This window comes from Thiocapsa sp. UBA6158 (genome assembly GCF_002423035.1).
Classification (GTDB): domain Bacteria; phylum Pseudomonadota; class Gammaproteobacteria; order Chromatiales; family Chromatiaceae; genus Thiocapsa.
Window position 1 is genome coordinate 63,428 of record NZ_DIUM01000005.1, and the last position, 17,467, is coordinate 80,894.

Genomic DNA, 17,467 nt, shown 5'->3' on the forward strand with positions numbered 1-17,467 from the left:
GTGAAACGACTGACCGGTTTGCCCGGAAATACCTCTCTAGGAGTAGGGGTGGTAGAGTATCAAGCTGTTGAGAATCCTTGTGGTTGTTCCGATCCGAGTCCCTGCTGCGCCGGGTTCGAGTCGGTCATGATTCTTTGGAGGTATCCCCTTTCGCGTTGGGCGCGACTGGGCTGGAATGCGGGGGTGATCGATATGAGCTCTCTTCTGCCGCGTCCGTTCCATCGCTCGATCCTGCTCAGCGTGGGTCTGTTGATGACCCTCGTCGTCGTTCTGGCGATCCTCAGCATGGCGATCGGCGCCAGCGTGGGCCGGGCGACGGAGGGGTTTGCCGCGGCCGTGAACCAGGCCGGGTCGCTGCGGATGCAGTCGTATCGCATCGGGATGGCGCTGGCCGACGTGCGTGCCCCGGCCGGCCTGCGTGCCGATCAGGTCGCCGCACTGGCCGAGGAGCTCGAGAAACGTCTGGCCAGTCCGCGCCTTGCCGACATCATCCCGCGGCGTGCCGGCAAAGAGATCGGTGCCGCCTACGAGCGCATCCGTGTGGATTGGAACGCGCGCATGCGCCCGCTCGTCTCGGCGGACATCGCGCGGTTGCGCGCGCTTGATCCGAGCGCGTCCCGGGATCCCCCGGCGATGGTCTATGTGGGGCATGTCGATGGCTTCGTCGCGCAGATCGACGTGTTGGTCGGGGAGCTGGAGCGGATCACGGAGGCGCGCCTGGCCATGCTGCGCGTCGTGCAAGCAGTCGCCTTGGTCCTGACGGTGCTCGTGGTGCTCGTGACCATGGTCCTGGTCATCGGACGGGTGATCCAGCCGCTCGCGGAGTTGTTGGAGTGCGCGGACGGGTCGCGCCGCGGCGATTTCACGCGGCGTACCCGATTCACCGGCAGCGACGAGCTGGGCCGGCTCGGCGAGGCCATGAATCGCATGGCCGCGGACCTGTCGCAGCTCTACACGGACCTGGAGGGTCGGGTTGCCGAGAAGACCCGTGATCTCGAGCGCTCCAACCAGACACTCGAGCTACTCTACGGCGTGGCTCAGGCGCTTCACGAGGCGCCGATCTCCACACCCATGTTCGAGCGTGTCCTGCAGGAGATCCGGGTCAAGTTGCGGCTTCGGGCCGTCACACTCTGTCTGGACGAAGCGCCGGATCGATGCCCGGATCCGGATCCCCATCGAAAGGACGCCCGCTCGTGCGTGACCGCGACAGCCGAGGGCGAGCAGCGCTTTGCCTGCTCGAGCGACGGCTGCTCGGTCTGTCGCGAGGCCGAGCCCTTTCATCCGTTGCTGCGCACGCTCGGGCGGGGCGAGCGTCGACCGCCCGTATCCTTTGTTGTGGCGGAGCAGGATCGGCCCTTCGGTGTGCTGATCGTGGAGCTGGATCACGACCAGTCACTGCCGCCCTGGCAAGGACGGCTCTTGGCCTCGCTCGCCACGCTCGTCGGCACCGCGCTCAGTCTGCATCGGCGCCAGCGTGACGGCAGGCGTCTCGCGCTCTTCGAGGAGCGCGGCGTGATCGCACGCGAGCTGCACGACTCCTTGGCACAGTCGCTCTCCTACCTCAAGATTCAGGCCTCGCGCCTGGATGCACTCCTCGGTGCGGGCGCGGAGCCCGCGCGCACGCGCGCCGTGCTCGCCGAGCTGCGCGAGGGCGTCAACAACGCCTATCGTCAGTTGCGCGAGCTGCTGACCACCTTTCGGCTCAAGATGGACGATCGCGGGCTCAATGCCGCGCTGGAGGCGACAGTGGCCGAGTATCGCGCGCGCGGGACCACCGAGATTTGCCTGGACAATCGGCTCCCCGCCGTGCTGCTGAGCCCCAACGAGGAGATCCATGTGCTGCAGATCGTCCGCGAGGCCCTGTCCAACGTCGTGCGTCATGCCGGGGCGGCGCATGCCTTGCTGCGCTTGGCGGCCGGTGGCGCGGGGATCCGCGTCACCCTGGACGACGACGGCCGCGGCATCGAGCCGCACGCCGTCCCGCACGGTCATCATGGTCTGAACATCATGCGCGAGCGTGCCGCCGGCCTCGACGGCGTCATCGAGATCGTGCCCGGTCCGCACGGCGGGACACGTGTTCGCCTGACCTTCCCGAGCCGACGAACCCGAGACATCGACGCCGAGGTCAGCGATGCAGGGGTCATCGAGATGGTGCAGACCTCATGACGACCGACACACGCACCGCCGTCGTCCTCATCGACGACCATCCGCTCTTCCGAAAGGGCGTGTCCGATCTCATCGCGATGGCGCCCGAGCTGGTGTTGGTCGGGGAGGCCGGCGACGGGGAGGAGGGCGTGCGCGTCGCGACCCGGTGTCTGCCGGACCTGATCCTGCTCGACCTCAATATGAAGGGCATGAACGGCATCCAGACCCTGGAACGTCTGCGCCGCGCCGATCTGGACGCGCGGGTCGTGATGCTCACCGTCTCCGACAGCGAGCAGGACGTGGTCGCCGCACTGCGCGCCGGTGCCGACGGCTATCTGCTCAAGGACATGGAGCCCGAGGATATCCTCGAGCAGCTGCTCGCCGCCGGCCGGGGTCGCTTGGTGATCAGCCAGCGGTTGACCGAGCTGATCGCACGGGCGCTCTGCCACGACAGCCGCCCGGTGAGTCCGCTGGAGGCCGGTCTGACGCCGCGCGAGCAACAGGTGCTGAGCCTGCTCGCCGAGGGACTGAGCAACAAACTGATCGCCCGGGAGTTGGACCTCTCGCTCGGGACCGTCAAGGTCCACGTCAAACACGTCCTCAAGAAACTCAAGCTCAGAACCCGCGTCGAAGCCGCCGTCTGGGCCGTTCGCCAATCCGCCCCCGAAGATCTCTGATCCGCGACACGCAAGGTAGGGGCGGCTTCAGCCGCCCGGTGGTGTTTGGTTGACGGGGCGTGGGCGACTAAAGTCGCCCCCGCCGCCGTCCGCCGTCCGCAAACCGTCGATGACGTAGGCAAGGGCGGATTACTCGTGCCGTTCGGCGACGCTGAAGCCTTCGCGTCGGCAAAGGGCGTCTTTTTCGGCCTCTTTGAGGTCTTCGCGCATCATCTCGGTGACGAGGGCCGCGAAGCTGATCTCGGGGGACCAACCAAGGCGCTCGCGGGCCTTGGTGGCGTCACCGAGGAGGGTCTCGACCTCGGTCGGGCGGAAGTAGCGCGGATCCACGGCGACAATGCAGGCGCCGGTGGACTCGTCGAAGCCTTTCTCGAGCTGGCCGGCGCCCTCCCAGCGAATCCGGATGCCGACCTCGGCGGCGGCGGCGGCGACGAACTCGCGCACCGAGTATTGGTGTCCGGTGGCGATCACGAAGTCCTCGGGTGCGTCCTGCTGGAGCATCATCCATTGCATGCGGACATAGTCCTTGGCGTGGCCCCAATCGCGCCGTGCATCGAGGTTGCCGAGATAGATCCGCTCCTGCAGACCGAGCTTGATGCGTGCGAGTCCACGGGTGATCTTGCGTGTGACGAAGGTCTCGCCGCGTCGCGGGCTTTCGTGGTTGAAGAGGATGCNNACCGTGATCCAGTAGGCATAGAGCTTGGCCACCGCGTAGGGCGAGCGCGGGTAGAAGGGCGTGGTCTCGCTCTGGGGCACCTCCTGGACCTTGCCGTACAGCTCGGAGGTGGACGCTTGGTAGAAGCGGGTCTTGCGCTCGAGGCCGAGGATGCGGATCGCCTCGAGCAGGCGCAGGGTTCCGATGCCGTCCGAGTCGGCCGTGTACTCGGGCTCTTCGAAGGAGACGGCGACATGACTCTGGGCGGCGAGGTTGTAGAGCTCGTCGGGTTGGACCTGCTGCATGATGCGGATCAGGCTCGAAGAGTCGGTCATGTCGCCGTGATGCAGGATGAAACGCCGTTCGCTCTGCTGCGGATCTTGATACAGATGGTCGATGCGGTCCGTGTTGAAGAGCGAGGTGCGCCGCTTGATGCCGTGCACCTCGTAGCCTTTGGAAAGCAGCAGCTCGGCCAGGTAGGCCCCGTCTTGTCCCGTGATGCCCGTGATGAGCGCCTTCTTGGTCGTCATGTCCTTACCCCGATGTCGATATCAAATTGTGTAGGCTTGCCGTTGGGCCGGCACCGCACGACGCCCGCCTCCCCGGTCCCCGGGGTCGTCGACTTGCAGTCGACCTCTTGCGCCGCCCTGACGGCCGGCGCAACGCCACCCCCGATGTCCTAAGTCCTGAGCGCGTCGCGGTGGTCGAGGAACCAGGCATAGGTCTGAGCCAAACCCTCGGGAAGCCGGGTGCGCGCGGTCCAGCCGAGTGTGGCGAGACGGCTCACGTCAAGGAGCTTGCGCGGGGTGCCGTCGGGTTTGTCGGTGTCGAACCGGATCTCGCCTTCGAAGCCGACGACCTCGCGCATGGTCTCGGCGAGTTCGCGGATGCTGACGTCTTCGCCGACCCCGGCGTTGACGTGGGAGCACATGGGCCGGGTGTGTGCCCGGTAGGTCTCGGGCGCAAGCTCCATGAGGTGCACGCAGGCGTCGGCGAGGTCGTCGACATGCAGGAATTCCCGACGCGGCGTACCGGTTCCCCAGACGGTCACGGCGGGCGCGCCCCGGGTCTTGGCCTCGTGAAACTTGCGCATCAGCGCCGGGATGACGTGGCTGTTCTCCAGATCGAAGTTGTCGCCGGGTCCGTAGANNATTGGCGGTTGTAGGACTCGCAGAGCTTGATCCCGGCGATCTTGGCGATGGCATAGGGCTCGTTGGTGGACTCGAGCGGACCGCTCAAGAGTGCCTCTTCGGTGATCGGCTGCGGGGCGAGGCGCGGATAGATGCAGGAGCTGCCGAGAAAGAGCAGACGCTCCACGCCGTTGCGCCAAGCGGCATGGATGATGTTGGCCTCGATCATCAGGTTTTGATGGATAAACTCGGCCGGGAAGCTGTTGTTGGCCTGGATACCGCCGACCTTGGCCGCCGCCAGATAGACCCGAGACGGGCGCGTCTCGGCAAAGAAGGTATCGACCGCCCGGGTCTCCGCGAGATCCAGCTCGCGATGGCTGCGCGCGAGGATGTCGGAGACGCCCGCGGCCTCCAAACGGCGCACGATGGCGGCACCCACCATGCCGCGATGTCCGGCGACATAGACCCTCGGCTCGACCTTGTCCTGCTTGCTCACGCCGATCTCCGTTTTGAATACGTGTGTGTTCGCGATGGCGTAGGGTAGCGCCCTCTTGGGTCGGCTCACCAGCCTTGCGCGACAAGAATCCGCGAATCGCCGGCGTGTGTGCGCCGGATCCCGGCGAACCGGTTGACGCAACCCCCGTCAGGTTCGACACTCATGCATACCGAGCGCGATATCGGAACGGCTTACCGGCCACCCGGATCGCAGCGTCGGGCACAGCGCTGCGGATGACGGCATCCGGCGCTGCAACGACGACCAATCATTCATTCTCAGGAGGTAACGATCGTGGCACAAAGCATGGGTGAGATCATGAATCCGGGCTCCGTCGTACGCGATGCCGCGTTTCCGGACGCGCCGGACGACTGGACGCGCGAGCACGCGGTTGCGGCGGCTCAAGCCGACGCGGTGACGCTGAGCGACGATCACTGGGACATGATCAAGGCGTTGCAGGACTATTTCGCACGTCACGAGAAACCCAATGTGCGGGATCTTCACGACGCGCTCGAAGAGGCGTTCCATGGCCGCGGCGGCCTGAAGTATCTCTACGGGATCTTCCCGGGCGGCCCGGTCGCGCAAGGCTGTCGCTTTGCCGGGCTCCAGGCCCCGTCGGGCGCGGTGGACAAGTCGTTCGGGAGCGTCCAGTAAGGGCGCTCGAGTTGCGGTCAGCGCCGCCGCGATGTCGGCCACCCCGCCGACATCGCGAAAGAGGCCGACAGGATTCGTCCGAACTCTGATCAATAACGGACGCAATCCGTCTGACATATCAGGTTTTTTCATCGGCGTTTTCTTGCCAATCCGTGAAGACCCGCCTATCCTTGGCCTCGAACTGCTACCGCCTTTCGCTTGGGGAGGTCCGAGGCTGAAGCCTGTTGCGGACGCTTCGCGACGCCGGCCGGTGATGCTTCCAATCACTGCTCACCCGGACCGGCAGGCGGCCGCAGGCTGAATCCGGATCACGGGGGGAGCCGATGATGTACGAGCGCAATCACGTCGATGAATTGCCGATCGCCGAAGACGAGCATCCGTTTCGTCCCGATCGACGCACCTTTCTTGCAACACTTGCCGCGACCTCTGCGGGACTCTTGGCCGGAGGGGTACCCGGCCTCGCCGAGGCGGCCTCGAACCGAACCTCACTGCAGCGCCAGGTCGTGGAGATGGTGACGAGCTTGCGCCGACAGGGCCTGCTCCAGCCGAACGAGAAGACCTCTTGGTCAGTGTACGATTTCACCGCCCGCAAGAAGATCGTCTCGATCAACGAGGGCGTGCCGCGACAAGCGGCGAGCATGATCAAGCCGCTCGTCGCGCAGGCCTATTTCTTCCAGATGGATGGCTCGCGCGGCCGGGTTGCCTACTCGGAGGATGTCCGCCAATGCATGGAGCGGATGCTCCAGCGCAGCAGCAACCCGGACACCAACCGGATCATGGATCTGGTCAGCCAGCACCAGTCACGCCGCGGACCCGCGGATGTCGAGTTGGTGCTGAAGCAGCGCGCGCCCGCGGTCTTCCAAGAGACCCGGATCGTCGAGAAGATCCCGACGACCGGCCAGACCTATCGCAACCAGGCCTCGGCGCACGACTACAGCCGCTTCCTGATCTCGGTCTGGGACGGCCGCATGCCCAACAGTAAAGAGCTGCTGCGCATGATGGCATTACCGGGCGGCGACCGCTTGTCCAAGGGCCTGGCCGGCTTACCCGCGGCGGCGAAGGTCTACAACAAGACCGGCTCGACCGCGATGCTCTGCGGGGACATGGGGGTCATCGAGATCCCGGATCAGCGCGGGCGCAATCACGCCTACACGGTGGTCGGCATTATCGAGCGACCGAGCCGCGCCGAAAACTACGGCGCTTGGATCCGCAGCCGGGGTGACGTCATCCGGCGCGTGTCGAACCTGGTTTACCAGGACATGAAGGGCCGTTACCGGCTCGTCTGAAGGTAGGGGCGGCTTTAGCCGCCTCCGCCGAGCCGCGCACCGCAAACCGGCTGAGTGCGGCTGAAGCCGCCCCTACATCGGTGCAGCGCCTGCCGCTCAAGGCGGCCGAAGCCGCCCCTATGCCTTAATGACCTTCACGACGGTTAGCGCCGCTTCAGGAGCCGCCCGCAGATCGGCCCCAGAGGCCCGTCCTCCATGCGCCCGCACAACTGAGGAACCAGGAGCAGCAGGCCGAGCGCGGTCGCGAGCGGTATCAGAAACAGCGACAGACCATCGGGGTCACCGAGGATCGCGCGCTGTATCAGCACGGTCAGCAGCTGTATCCAGACCACGCCGAGGATGGTACGCAGCCGGACCGGACCACGCAGAAACCATACGATCACCGACAGGATGATATAGGGGATCATCCAAGCCGCCAGCATCAAGGGCTCGAGCCGATAGGCGCCGTCGAGGTGGGGCACCACGGCGGTCAAAAACGACAAGGCAAACCCCACCACCAGGGTTGAAAACACCCAAATTTCTTGGCTTTCACTCGCGCGATCCATCGAAACACTCCCCGCTTAGATTGATCTCGGAGTGCCAATGATATACCGATGGCGTACCTGGTTCGTAACTTCGGGCGCGGCGTCACGTGGCGCGGAGCGCCGGGGCATGGGCTTGCGCAAACTGCTGACCGAGCCGCTGACCTGGAACTTACTACGCCTGCGGCGGCTCTTTAAGCTGCTCGCGACCTCGAGCAGCGCAGGAGACTCGGGATCCCGGGCGGGAGCATCGGCCCGGCGCTCTTCATGTCTCGAGGCTCACACGCTCCCGCACAGCTCGCGTGATCCGAGCCAGCGTTGGATCAAGGGTTCGACCCGATCGGGATAGCGTGCCAGGATCAGGTCGGCCGCTTGTTGCGCGGCGGCGACCAGATGTTGGTCGCGCAGGGGGTCGGCGACGCGAAACTGCACGGCACCGGTCTGGCGCGTACCCAAGACCTCCCCCGCTCCGCGCATGGCCAGATCGCGCTCGGCGATCTCGAAACCGCTCTCGGCGGCGCGGATGATGCCCAGACGCTCGCGCGCCGCGATCGACAGGGGCGGATGGAAGAGCAGCACACAGTGGCTTTGGACGGACCCGCGTCCCACCCGTCCACGCAATTGATGCAGCTGGGCAAGACCGAGCCGCTCGGGGTTCTCGATGATCATGAGGCTGGCGTTCGGGACATCGACGCCGACCTCCACCACGGTGGTTGCGACCAGGAGATCCAGATCTCCGGCGGCGAAGGCGGCCATCACCGTCTCGCGCTCGGGCCCCTTGATGCGCCCATGCACCAGGCCGATGCGGATGTCGGGTAGGCTCTCGGCCAGCTGACGCGCGGTCTCTTCGGCAGCCTGGCACTCCAGCGCCTCGGACTCCTCGATCAGGGTGCAGACCCAATAGGCTTGGCGCCCCTGCGCACAGGCCTGCTCCACGCGCGCGATCACCTCCTCGCGACGCGTGTCCGGGACCGCCACCGTGACGATGGGCGTGCGTCCGGGCGGCAGCTCGTCGATGACCGACAGATCGAGATCCGCATAGACGGTCATGGCGAGCGAGCGCGGGATGGGTGTCGCGGTCATGATCAACTGATGCGGCGCACCGCCGGAGCCGCCCCCCTTGGCGCGCAGACGCATACGCTGGTGCACGCCGAAGCGGTGCTGCTCGTCGATGATGACGAGACCCAGATCCGAGAAGACCACGTCCTCCTGAAAGAGCGCGTGGGTGCCCATCACCATACGCGCCCGGCCGCTGGCGATGGCCTCGAGCAAGCCGGCTCGCTCGCGACCCTTGTGTCGCCCGACCAGCCAGACGGGCTCGATGTCGAGCGGGGCGAGCCAACCCGCGAAGCCGCGTCGATGCTGCTCGGACAAGAGCTCGGTCGGCGCCATCAAGGCGACCTGGGCACCGGACTCGATCGCCTGGAGCGCGGCGAGCGCGGCGACCAGTGTCTTGCCGGCCCCGACATCGCCTTGGAGCAGGCGCTGCATGGGGCGGTCACCCCGCAGATCGGCCGCGATCTCGGCGACGACGCGTTCCTGTGCGGCGGTCAGACGAAAAGGCAAGGCCTCGAGCAGTTGACGTCGCAGGGCACCGTCACCCGCAAGTGCAGGCGCCAGGATCGCCCGCTGGGCGGCACGCAGCCGTCGCAGACTGACCTGATGGGCGACCAGCTCCTCGAACGCGAGCCGGCGGAAGGCCGGATGACGGCGCTCGATCAGATCCTCGGGGTCGGCATCGACAGGGGGGCGGTGCAGATAGATCAGCGCCTCGACCAAGCCCGGCAGACCCAAAGGGAGCAACACCTCCTCGGGCAGACACTCGCGCGGCGCTTGCGAGGCCAAGAGCGCCAACGCCTGGTCGGTCAGACCGCGCCACGAGGATTGCTGCAGGCCCTCGGTCGAGGGATAGAGCGGCGTCAAGCGCTCCTCGATCGCGCCCGGCTCCTCGGACTGAATGCGATACTCGGGATGCACCATCTCCAAGGCGCTCGGCCCCTGCCGAACCTCGCCGTAGCAGCGCAGCCGCACGCCGGGCTTGAGTGCATCGATCTGCTGCCTGGAGTAATGGAAGAACCGCAGCATGAGCCCGCCGAACCCGCCGTCCGAGACCCAAACCTTGAGCGAGCGGCGGCGCCCGCCCGAGAGCTCGACCTCCTGGATCTCGCCCTCGACCAATGCCTCGTCGCCCGGCCGCAGCTCGGCGATCCGGACCAAACGCGTGCGGTCCTGATAGCGGTGGGGCAGATGGAAGAGGAGGTCCTGAAGGGTGCGCACACCGAGCTTGCCGAGACGCTCGGCCACGCGCGGACCGACCCGTTTGAGCCGCTCCACCGGGATGGTGTCGAGCGAGGGGGTCGGAAGCGATGGAATTTCGGACGACCCCGAGGTGTTGTCGGTCACGGTTTGACGCTGTCCTCGCGGGTGCGCGCAAGTCCGATACAATCGCGCCCCGGACCGGGAATCATTCGGCCGTCCATCGCATCCTTCGCGCGGTTCACGAACCCACCCATTTCACGAGATACTATGATCCTGCAAGAGTCGCTCACGGTCACCACGCATGGCCGGGGCACCTACGACATCACCCGGAGCGTCCAGCAACAGGTTCGGGCCTCGGGAGTCCGGATCGGACTCTGTCACGTCTTCGTCCATCACACCAGCGCATCCCTGATTCTCTGCGAAAACGCCGACCCGACCGTGCGGAGCGACCTCGAGGCCTTCATGGCCCGATTGGTTCCCGACGGCGATCGGCTCTTCGAGCACAGCGACGAGGGACCGGACGATATGCCCGCCCACATCCGGGCCATCCTCACGCAGGTCGAGCTGACGCTGCCGATCAGCGCCGGTGCCTGCGCGCTCGGGACCTGGCAAGGCCTCTATCTCTACGAGCACCGCACCCGCGGGCATCGACGCCGGATCACCTTAACCCTTCAGGGCGAGTGAGGTCGGTTGAGCCGCGTCCCCGTTGAGGGCTGCGGATGCACCAAACCTCGAAGGCACTCGAGAATCAGCGTCTCGCCCTGGACGCGGTTTAGGTGCTTTCGACCCGTGCCGCCGAGGCGAGATCCGAAAGAGACGAGACCCGCTCCCCGCGCTACCCGCCCTTGCGCTCCGCGATTGCGCGGGCGAGCTGGTGCACGGCCATCGCGTAGTAGCTGCTGTGGTTGTAGCGGGTGATGGTGTAGAAATTCTGCGCCCCCAGCCAATAGGCGTAGCCGGTGCCGACATCGAACTCGAGCAAACTCACCTGCGAGGCGCCGCCGAGTGAGCCGGCCGGGGTGATTCCGCGGCCTGCGAGCTCGCTCAAGCTGTAGCGCGTCGCAAAGCCCGACTTCATGGCGCGGGCGCCCGAGGGTGACTGCACGTTCGCGCGCACGGCGACCGGCACGCCGGCCTGCCAACCGTGCGATTTGAAATAATTGGCGACGCTGCCGATCGCATCCGTCGGATTCCACAGATCGCGATCTCCGTCGCCGTCGAAGTCCACGGCATAGTCGCGGAAGCTCGAGGGCATGAACTGCCCGAGACCCATCGCACCGGCATAGGAGCCGCGCGGACCGAAGGGATCGATCCCCTCCTCTTTGGTCATGACCAGGAAGGATGCCAGCTCGCCCGAGAAGTAATCGGCGCGGCGCGGATAGGCGAAGGACAGGGTCGCCAGGGCGTCGACGATGCGGGTCTTCCCGATATAACCGCCGTAGCGGGTCTCCACACCGATGATGGCCACGATGTATTCAGGCGGCACACCGTAACGCGCGCTCGCCCGGTTCAGCGCAGCCTCGTTGTGCTGCCAGAAACGCACGCCGTTGGCGATGTTCTCCGGGGTCAGGAACTTGGCGCGATAACGGATCCAGGCCCCGGTCGGCCCGGTGCTCGGGGGCGGGGCCTGGCGATCCATCGCGTCGATGATCCACTGCTCGCGCTTCGCACCGGAGAGAACGGCGGCGACCTGATTCGGCGCGAAACCCTGCTGCTGCATGCGGCGAATAAAGGGCTCGACCCCCGGATACCCTGCGAAATCACCGCTCACCCTCGCGGAGCCGGAAGACGGATCAGGGGATCCTTCCGCGATCTCGCCCAGGCGAGTAGACTGGGAGCCGCAGCCCGCAACCAGGGTCAAACACAGCAGGGCAGCGATCGAGCAGACAACACGCATGGGCAATCCAGGACAAAAAATCGGTGCCCGCTATAGTAAAGCAGTTTTTCAGTAAAGCAATTCAAGCGATGAATTTAGCTCGCGATTGTGCTGTTAAACCGCGCCCGGCGCGGTATGCAATGTCTTTGGATGGGATCGGCCCCGGCGGACTTGACGACCGCTGGAGTCGGCGCGGTTTAAGATATTAAAAAAATTCATAATTTTAAACCGCGTCCACGCTAAGGGTCGTGGACACCCCAAACGTCGAGCTCACTCGAAAATGAGCATCGTGCGCTTTGGACGCAGTTTAGTCAGCCAGCACCATGATCGCGTCCATCTCGACCCGCGCACCTTTCGGCAGGGCTGCGACGCCGATCGCCGCCCGTGCCGGATAGGGCTCCTGGAAGTATCCGGCCATGACCTGATTGACCGACGGGAAGTGGGCGAGATCGGTCAGGAAGACGTTGAGCTTCACGACATCCGCCAGACTGCCGTTCGCCGCATGCGCCACCGCACGCAGGTTGTCGAAGACTCGCCGAATCTCCGCCTCGATGTCGTCCGAGACCAACTCCATGGTCTCGGGCACGAGCGGAATCTGGCCGGACAGATAGACGGTGTTGCCGACACGAACCGCTTGAGAGTAGGTCCCGATCGCCTCCGGGGCCTGATCGGTCTTGATGATGCTTTTTGGCATGTGGTGACTCCGTTGCGTATGGGTATCCGACGACATCGGCGTGAGCCTAATGCAGCGCGGGGGTTTGCGCCAAGGTGCGTCGTGCAGAGGTTAAAGGCGAAAGGTTAAAGGTGAAGGGTGAAGCCCGAAAGCTGTGGATTGGTGGCTGAGAGCTGATGGCTGGCGGCTGGCGGCTGAAAGCCCAACCCTCCCGCCACCATGCAAGCAACCCGTTATACTCTCGCCTTCCAACTTCCGGATCACACGCCATGAACGCACTCCATCAGTCCAACCTCGCCAAGCTGCGCCTGATCGGACGCGGCAAGGTCCGCGATCTCTACGAGATCGACAACGAGCATCTCTTGATGGTCGCGAGCGACCGTCTGTCCGCGTTCGACGTGGTGCTTCCGCAGCCGATCCCCGGCAAGGGCGAGGTTCTGACACGGGTCTCGCGCTTTTGGTTCGCGCGCACGGCGCGGCTGGTGCCGAATCATCTCGCCGATATCTCGGTCTCGGCGTTCGTCGAGGATCCAGATGAGCTGGCCCAACTCGGTGATCGCGCCATGGTGGTGCGCCGCCTGACGCCGCTTCCGGTCGAGGCGATCGTGCGCGGCTATCTGATCGGCTCGGGCTGGAAGGACTATCTGCACGGCGGTGCGGTCTGCGGTATCGCGCTCCCGCCCGGTCTGCATCAGGCCGACCGTCTGCCCGAGCCCATCTACACCCCGTCGACCAAGGCCGAGATCGGCGGGCACGACGAGAACGTCGATTTCGCCCACACCGAGCGGCTGCTCGGCACCGCACTGGCGGCGCAGGTGCGCGACGTCAGCATCGCCATCTATCGCGATTGCGCGGAGTACGCCTTGGAGCGCGGCATCATCATCGCCGACACCAAATTCGAATTCGGCCTCGACGACGAGGGGCGGCTGCATCTGATCGACGAGGTGCTCACGCCCGACTCCTCGCGCTTCTGGCCGGCCGATCAATACCGGCCAGGCACCAGCCCGCCGAGCTTCGACAAACAGTTCGTGCGCGATTATCTCGAGACGCTCGACTGGGACAAGACCCCGCCGGGGCCGATGCTGCCGCAGGAGATCATCGACCGGACCGCCGCCAAATACCGCGAGGCCGAGGAGCGCTTGACGCGCCCCTGATCCGCACGCGAGGCGGAGGCGACGTAGGGGCGACTTTAGTCGCCCAGCCCTTCCTCACGAGGCTCTTGGGCGACTAAAGTCGCCCCTACAGTACATGCATGCAGGGGGAGGGCGGCATCTTTCCCCTGCGCGAAATTCCAGTCCGGGACAACACGTCCGAGAACGGCCTTGGCCGCCTCGTCGTCGCGATCGGCCAGGGCTTGGCCGAGATCGCTCAAGGCGGATTCGAGCAAATCCGCACCGGGTGCCTCGGTCCGGCGTGCAATGTGGATGCGTGGGTGGGGGGTATCGGCGAAACCCTCGGAGGGATAGAACAGCTCCTCGAACAGCTTCTCGCCGGGGCGAAGCCCGGTGTATTCGATCTTGATATCGCGCTCAGGTATCCGTCCGGACAGTCGGATCATCTGCTCGGCCAAATAGCGGATCTTCACCGGCTCGCCCATATCGAGCACGAAGGTCTCGCCGCCCTTGCCGATCACCGCCGCCTGCATGATGAGCTGGCAGGCCTCCGGGATCGTCATGAAGAAACGCTCGATGTCGGGATGGGTGACGGTCACCGGCCCGCCGCGCTCGATCTGTTGCTGGAAACGCGGCACCACGCTGCCGGCCGACCCCAACACATTGCCGAATCGCACCGTCATGAAGCGACAGGCGGAGCGGGTCTGGAGATCTTGGCAGAGCAGCTCCGCGAAACGCTTGCTTGCCCCCATGACGTTGAAGGGGTTGACCGCCTTGTCGGTCGAGATGAGCACGAAACGCTCGCAGCCCCACACATCCGCGGCGCCGGCGATGATCCGGGTCCCGATCACGTTGTTGAGCAGTGCCGCCTGGATCTGGTCCTCCAGGAGTGGAACGTGCTTGTAAGCCGCGGCATGGAACACGACATCCGGCCGCAGCTGCTTGAAGAGGTCGTTGATCGCCACCGCGTTGGTGACATCCACGAGGTAACGGGCCAAGACCGGCGGGTTCGGGCTGTCGAGCAGCTCGGTTTCGATCCGATACAGGTTGTATTCGCCATGATCGATCAGGATCAGCCGACGCACTGCGCAGCGGCGCAACTGGCGACAGAGCTCCGAGCCGATCGAGCCGCCCGCGCCGCTGACCAACACCACGCGATCCGCCAGACCCTGCCGAATGCCGTCCCAATCCAAGGTCACCGGCTCACGCCCGAGCAGATCCTCGATCGAGACCGAGCGCAGTTGATTCACGCTGACCTGACCGGCCATCAGCTCCTTGATCTGGGGCACCGTGCGGAAGGGCTGCCCGGCCGACTCGCAGAGCCCGACCAATCGCCGCATCTCCTGCGCGGATGCGCTCGGCGCGGCCAAGAGGACGACGTCGATCCCGAAGGTCTCGACCACTTGCGGGATGTCGTGGGTCGTGCCGCGGATCGGCACGCCGTGCACCACGCCTCCCTGCCGATGCGGCTTGTCGTCGACGAAGGCGACCGGGACATAGCCCGAATGGCGATCGCGCAACAGGTCACGGACCAGCATCTCGCCCGCACGCCCGGCGCCGACGATCAAGACCCGCTTCCCGCCGCTGAAATCCAGACGTCGGTCCTTCATCCAGCGATAGAGGAGCCGCGGCCCGGCCAGAAGCATGAGCTGGAAGATCACGAACAGTGCCGGCAATGACCGCGGGATATAGGCCATTCGGTTGAAGGCGAAAAGCACGAAGAGGAGCAACGTCGTGCCGACCAGCACCGCCTGTGCGATTCGCACCAGATCGTCCATCGACGCGAAACGCCAGACCCCTCGATAGAGCCCGAACATCCAGTAGATCGAGCCGATCACCAGCACGACCAGCGGGAGTGTCTCGATCGCCTCGTCGATGAACTCCGGCGGCACGTACGCGAGATTGAAGCGCATCCAATACGCCAGACCCCAGGCCACCGGGATCATCAGCATGTCGTGCAGGAACACCAGGAGGCGGGAGCGCGCGCGCTGGAGCCAAACCTTCATCGCGGAAGGCCTGCGCTCGGGTTTGTCGGCATTGAGGCGAAGATCTGGCCCGACGGGTGACGGGGCGTCGCAAACGGGCTTTCCACGGTTACTCCGGCGGGCGGCGGCGATGTCGCCTATGGTAACACTGCTGCCTCGGGTTCAAATGTCGTGTCTGCAGGACACCACGGAGCTGGCTTTCAACGGCCAGGGGATCGCCGGTCTCGGACCCTTGAGCGACCGATCGAGTGGCGCCTGCTGACCAACCTGACGGTCGAGACCCTGGAGGCCGCCGCCGAGCTTGGAAGGCGACTACCGTTTCTGCTCGCTGACCATCAAGGGTCTGGAGCGGCGCCTGGACGGGATTTTCGAGCCCGAGGGGCACGCCGGGCCGGTCTATGTGGTCGAACTCCGAAGTCAGGCCCTCGGGAGGGCTTGGTACAATCTGCTCACGCAGATCGGTCTTTACGGCGAAGCGCATCCCGAGCGCGAAGTGGTGGGCGTCGGGGTCTTCCTGCGCGAGCAGGATGTGCCGCCTTGTCCGAGCTGGGCGAACCGAGCCGACGCGCCGCTGCTGTGTGTGTCGTTGCGTGCGATCCTGCCGGACTGGTTGGCGCGCGAGCCGGACAACCCCTGTGTGGCGGTCTTTGCGCCCCTGCTGATCGAGGACGAATGCCGAGTTGCGTGCGTGCGCCCCGACGCTGTGGCGCACCGTGCAGGCGGCCGCGGTGCCCGCCGAGGTCCGAGGCCGAGGGCAAGGCCAATACATTGAAGCGCCTATTGACGCGCCGTTTCGGCCCTGTCCCGGCCTGGGCGGAGCGGCGGATCGACGCGGCCGGGATTGCGCAGCTGGACGTTTGGCTCGACGGCATCTTCGATGCCGCGAACGTGGAAGACCTGATTGGTCCCGAGTGCGGTTGAAGGGTGAGCCGGTGCAGGCGGGGATCTGCTGTTTCGGTGCCGAGTTTCGAGCATGCGCGTACCAAAGCCATGAGCGAGAAGATAAACCTGTTCCCGTTTCTGTTCTCATGGCAAGAGTCAAGACCTGACCCCGAGCTTTTCGCGAGCATGCGCGTACCAAAGCCATGAGCGAGAAGATAAACCTGTTCCCGTTTCTGTTCTCATGGCAAGAGTCAAGACCTGACCCCGAGCTTTTCGTGACCCCGAGCTTTTCGTTTGCGCCTTACTTTCATTACTTTCAGTCTCCTGGCTCCTTGATCAGCCAATGATTGCGCCCGTGAGCACCTCCCTCCGACGCCATCGCCGCATTGGTCAAACGAGCCTAACCTGATGCCAGCCGACAAGGCCTACAACGAAGTGTACGCAGGATATAAACGTACGGTGCCCCACTTGTGACTGACCCCGGGGCCCGCGAATGGCAAGAGTCAAGATTTGACCCCGGCCCTGGCTCAGGCGGGGGAACAGCTGTTTCGGCGCCGAACTTGCCGCATGAGCGAACCAAAGCCATGAGCGAAACTAGTCACATGTCAAGACCTGACCCCGAGCTTACGCCGGATCGGGTCAGGTCGCCACTTCCAATTTCTACCTCATCGGTAGGGATAAGGCGGGGAAACCGAGTGTTGACAAGACCACGTATCGGCGCTCAAGTCGGTACTAATTTACGTACTGGAGTCCAGCATGAACAGCATTCCCGCCCAGGAGATCAAGCGCCGCGGCATTGCGGCTGTCGACGAAGCCTTGCGTCAAGGGCCTGTACATATCATCAAGAACAATCGTCCGCAGTATGTTGTCCTGACCGAAGAGCGCTTTCAGGAACTGCTGGAGATCCAGGCAAGCGCCGTCCGCGAGAATCTTCGAGCGTCTCTGGAGGACCTGAAGGCCGGTCGGGTGAATCGATACGAGGATGTCGATGCCTTGATGCGGCAATTGGATCGGGACGAGGTTGAATGAGCTTCACACTGGTCCAACTGCGTCAGGATCCGTTTCAACCGAGCCTCAGGCTTCATGGCTTAACTCATCCCATTATACACAACTTTGAGT

General features: G+C 64.9%; 15 protein-coding genes and 1 pseudogene. 9 read left to right on the forward strand and 7 right to left on the reverse strand.

The genetic code is table 11. The annotated features are described in order from the left end of the window. The first annotated feature begins 192 nt into the window (after positions 1-192). On the forward strand, positions 193-2,166 hold the full coding sequence (locus tag B4N44_RS01105; RefSeq protein ID WP_296695906.1) for a histidine kinase: 1,974 nt from the start codon (positions 193-195) through the stop codon (positions 2,164-2,166). Next, on the forward strand, positions 2,163-2,822 hold the full coding sequence (narL, locus tag B4N44_RS01110) for a two-component system response regulator NarL (protein WP_296695908.1): 660 nt from the start codon (positions 2,163-2,165) through the stop codon (positions 2,820-2,822). The genes B4N44_RS01105 and narL overlap by 4 nt, the downstream gene beginning before the upstream one ends. 129 nt (positions 2,823-2,951) lie before the next feature. Here narL and gmd read toward each other — a convergent pair whose 3' ends face one another. Continuing rightward, positions 2,952-4,007: a GDP-mannose 4,6-dehydratase gene (gene gmd, locus B4N44_RS01115; RefSeq protein WP_296695910.1), complete on the reverse strand. Its 1,056-nt coding sequence runs from the start codon at positions 4,005-4,007 to the stop codon at positions 2,952-2,954. A 149-nt stretch (positions 4,008-4,156) separates the two neighbouring features. Beyond that, a pseudogene (locus B4N44_RS01120) lies at positions 4,157-5,049 on the reverse strand (GDP-L-fucose synthase family protein). A gap of 345 nt (positions 5,050-5,394) precedes the next feature. Between B4N44_RS01120 and B4N44_RS01125 the strand changes: the two are divergent. Both B4N44_RS01125 and B4N44_RS01130 read left to right on the forward strand, forming a co-directional pair. Then, on the forward strand, positions 5,395-5,754 hold the full coding sequence (locus tag B4N44_RS01125) for a TusE/DsrC/DsvC family sulfur relay protein (RefSeq protein WP_296695913.1): 360 nt from the start codon (positions 5,395-5,397) through the stop codon (positions 5,752-5,754). A gap of 323 nt (positions 5,755-6,077) precedes the next feature. Then, the gene (locus B4N44_RS01130) at positions 6,078-7,040 is read left to right on the forward strand and encodes a serine hydrolase (protein WP_296695919.1); all 963 of its coding nucleotides are present in this window, start codon (positions 6,078-6,080) and stop codon (positions 7,038-7,040) included. 143 nt (positions 7,041-7,183) lie between these two features. Here B4N44_RS01130 and B4N44_RS01135 read toward each other — a convergent pair whose 3' ends face one another. Both B4N44_RS01135 and recG read right to left on the reverse strand, forming a co-directional pair. After that, on the reverse strand, positions 7,184-7,585 hold the full coding sequence (locus B4N44_RS01135; RefSeq protein WP_296695922.1) for a hypothetical protein: 402 nt from the start codon (positions 7,583-7,585) through the stop codon (positions 7,184-7,186). A gap of 255 nt (positions 7,586-7,840) precedes the next feature. Beyond that, positions 7,841-9,964, reverse strand: coding sequence for an ATP-dependent DNA helicase RecG (recG, locus tag B4N44_RS01140; RefSeq protein ID WP_296695925.1), 2,124 nt, complete (start codon positions 9,962-9,964; stop codon positions 7,841-7,843). A gap of 123 nt (positions 9,965-10,087) precedes the next feature. Between recG and B4N44_RS01145 the strand changes: the two genes are divergently transcribed. After that, positions 10,088-10,504, forward strand: coding sequence for a secondary thiamine-phosphate synthase enzyme YjbQ (locus B4N44_RS01145; RefSeq protein ID WP_296695927.1), 417 nt, complete (start codon positions 10,088-10,090; stop codon positions 10,502-10,504). Between the two features lie 151 nt (positions 10,505-10,655). On the opposite strand, the gene mltB is transcribed toward B4N44_RS01145, so the two are convergent. Together mltB and B4N44_RS01155 are read right to left on the reverse strand one after the other, a co-directional pair. After that, the gene (gene mltB, locus B4N44_RS01150) at positions 10,656-11,717 is read right to left on the reverse strand and encodes a lytic murein transglycosylase B (RefSeq protein WP_296695931.1); all 1,062 of its coding nucleotides are present in this window, start codon (positions 11,715-11,717) and stop codon (positions 10,656-10,658) included. Between the two features lie 286 nt (positions 11,718-12,003). Next, a complete protein-coding gene (locus B4N44_RS01155) occupies positions 12,004-12,390 on the reverse strand; it encodes a RidA family protein (RefSeq protein ID WP_296695934.1) in 387 nt (128 codons plus the stop codon). A 248-nt stretch (positions 12,391-12,638) separates the two neighbouring features. On the opposite strand from B4N44_RS01155, the gene B4N44_RS01160 reads away from it, so the two are divergent. Then, complete coding sequence (locus B4N44_RS01160) at positions 12,639-13,523, forward strand: phosphoribosylaminoimidazolesuccinocarboxamide synthase (protein WP_296695937.1); 885 nt, start codon at positions 12,639-12,641, stop codon at positions 13,521-13,523. A gap of 35 nt (positions 13,524-13,558) precedes the next feature. Here the strand turns inward: B4N44_RS01160 and B4N44_RS01165 are convergent, their stop codons facing one another. Continuing rightward, on the reverse strand, positions 13,559-15,487 hold the full coding sequence (locus B4N44_RS01165; RefSeq protein WP_296695940.1) for a nucleoside-diphosphate sugar epimerase/dehydratase: 1,929 nt from the start codon (positions 15,485-15,487) through the stop codon (positions 13,559-13,561). A gap of 280 nt (positions 15,488-15,767) precedes the next feature. On the opposite strand from B4N44_RS01165, the gene B4N44_RS01170 reads away from it, so the two are divergent. The 3 genes from B4N44_RS01170 to B4N44_RS01180 all read left to right on the forward strand — a co-directional run bounded on the left by B4N44_RS01170 (position 15,768) and on the right by B4N44_RS01180 (position 17,377). Then, positions 15,768-16,238: a DUF2887 domain-containing protein gene (locus B4N44_RS01170; protein WP_296695942.1), complete on the forward strand. Its 471-nt coding sequence runs from the start codon at positions 15,768-15,770 to the stop codon at positions 16,236-16,238. Further along, positions 16,235-16,387, forward strand: a complete 153-nt coding sequence (locus tag B4N44_RS01175) for a DUF4351 domain-containing protein (RefSeq protein ID WP_296695945.1) — start codon at positions 16,235-16,237, stop codon at positions 16,385-16,387. Before B4N44_RS01170 ends, B4N44_RS01175 begins: the two co-directional genes overlap by 4 nt. A gap of 717 nt (positions 16,388-17,104) precedes the next feature. Continuing rightward, entirely contained in the window at positions 17,105-17,377 is a 273-nt protein-coding gene (locus B4N44_RS01180) for a type II toxin-antitoxin system Phd/YefM family antitoxin (RefSeq protein ID WP_093187797.1), read from the forward strand. The last annotated feature ends 90 nt before the right edge of the window (positions 17,378-17,467 follow it).

What these genes read in the sequence shown, in the direction of transcription:
- B4N44_RS01135 (WP_296695922.1), bottom strand. Translation starts at nt 7,585, where the DNA reads ATGGATCGCGCGAGTGAAAGCCAAGAAATTTGGGTGTTTTCAACCCTG.
- B4N44_RS01180 (WP_093187797.1), top strand. Translation starts at nt 17,105, where the DNA reads ATGAACAGCATTCCCGCCCAGGAGATCAAGCGCCGCGGCATTGCGGCT.
- B4N44_RS01145 (WP_296695927.1), top strand. Translation starts at nt 10,088, where the DNA reads ATGATCCTGCAAGAGTCGCTCACGGTCACCACGCATGGCCGGGGCACC.
- B4N44_RS01160 (WP_296695937.1), top strand. Translation starts at nt 12,639, where the DNA reads ATGAACGCACTCCATCAGTCCAACCTCGCCAAGCTGCGCCTGATCGGA.
- mltB (WP_296695931.1), bottom strand. Translation starts at nt 11,717, where the DNA reads ATGCGTGTTGTCTGCTCGATCGCTGCCCTGCTGTGTTTGACCCTGGTT.
- B4N44_RS01155 (WP_296695934.1), bottom strand. Translation starts at nt 12,390, where the DNA reads ATGCCAAAAAGCATCATCAAGACCGATCAGGCCCCGGAGGCGATCGGG.
- B4N44_RS01165 (WP_296695940.1), bottom strand. Translation starts at nt 15,487, where the DNA reads ATGAAGGTTTGGCTCCAGCGCGCGCGCTCCCGCCTCCTGGTGTTCCTG.
- B4N44_RS01130 (WP_296695919.1), top strand. Translation starts at nt 6,078, where the DNA reads ATGATGTACGAGCGCAATCACGTCGATGAATTGCCGATCGCCGAAGAC.
- narL (WP_296695908.1), top strand. Translation starts at nt 2,163, where the DNA reads ATGACGACCGACACACGCACCGCCGTCGTCCTCATCGACGACCATCCG.
- B4N44_RS01105 (WP_296695906.1), top strand. Translation starts at nt 193, where the DNA reads ATGAGCTCTCTTCTGCCGCGTCCGTTCCATCGCTCGATCCTGCTCAGC.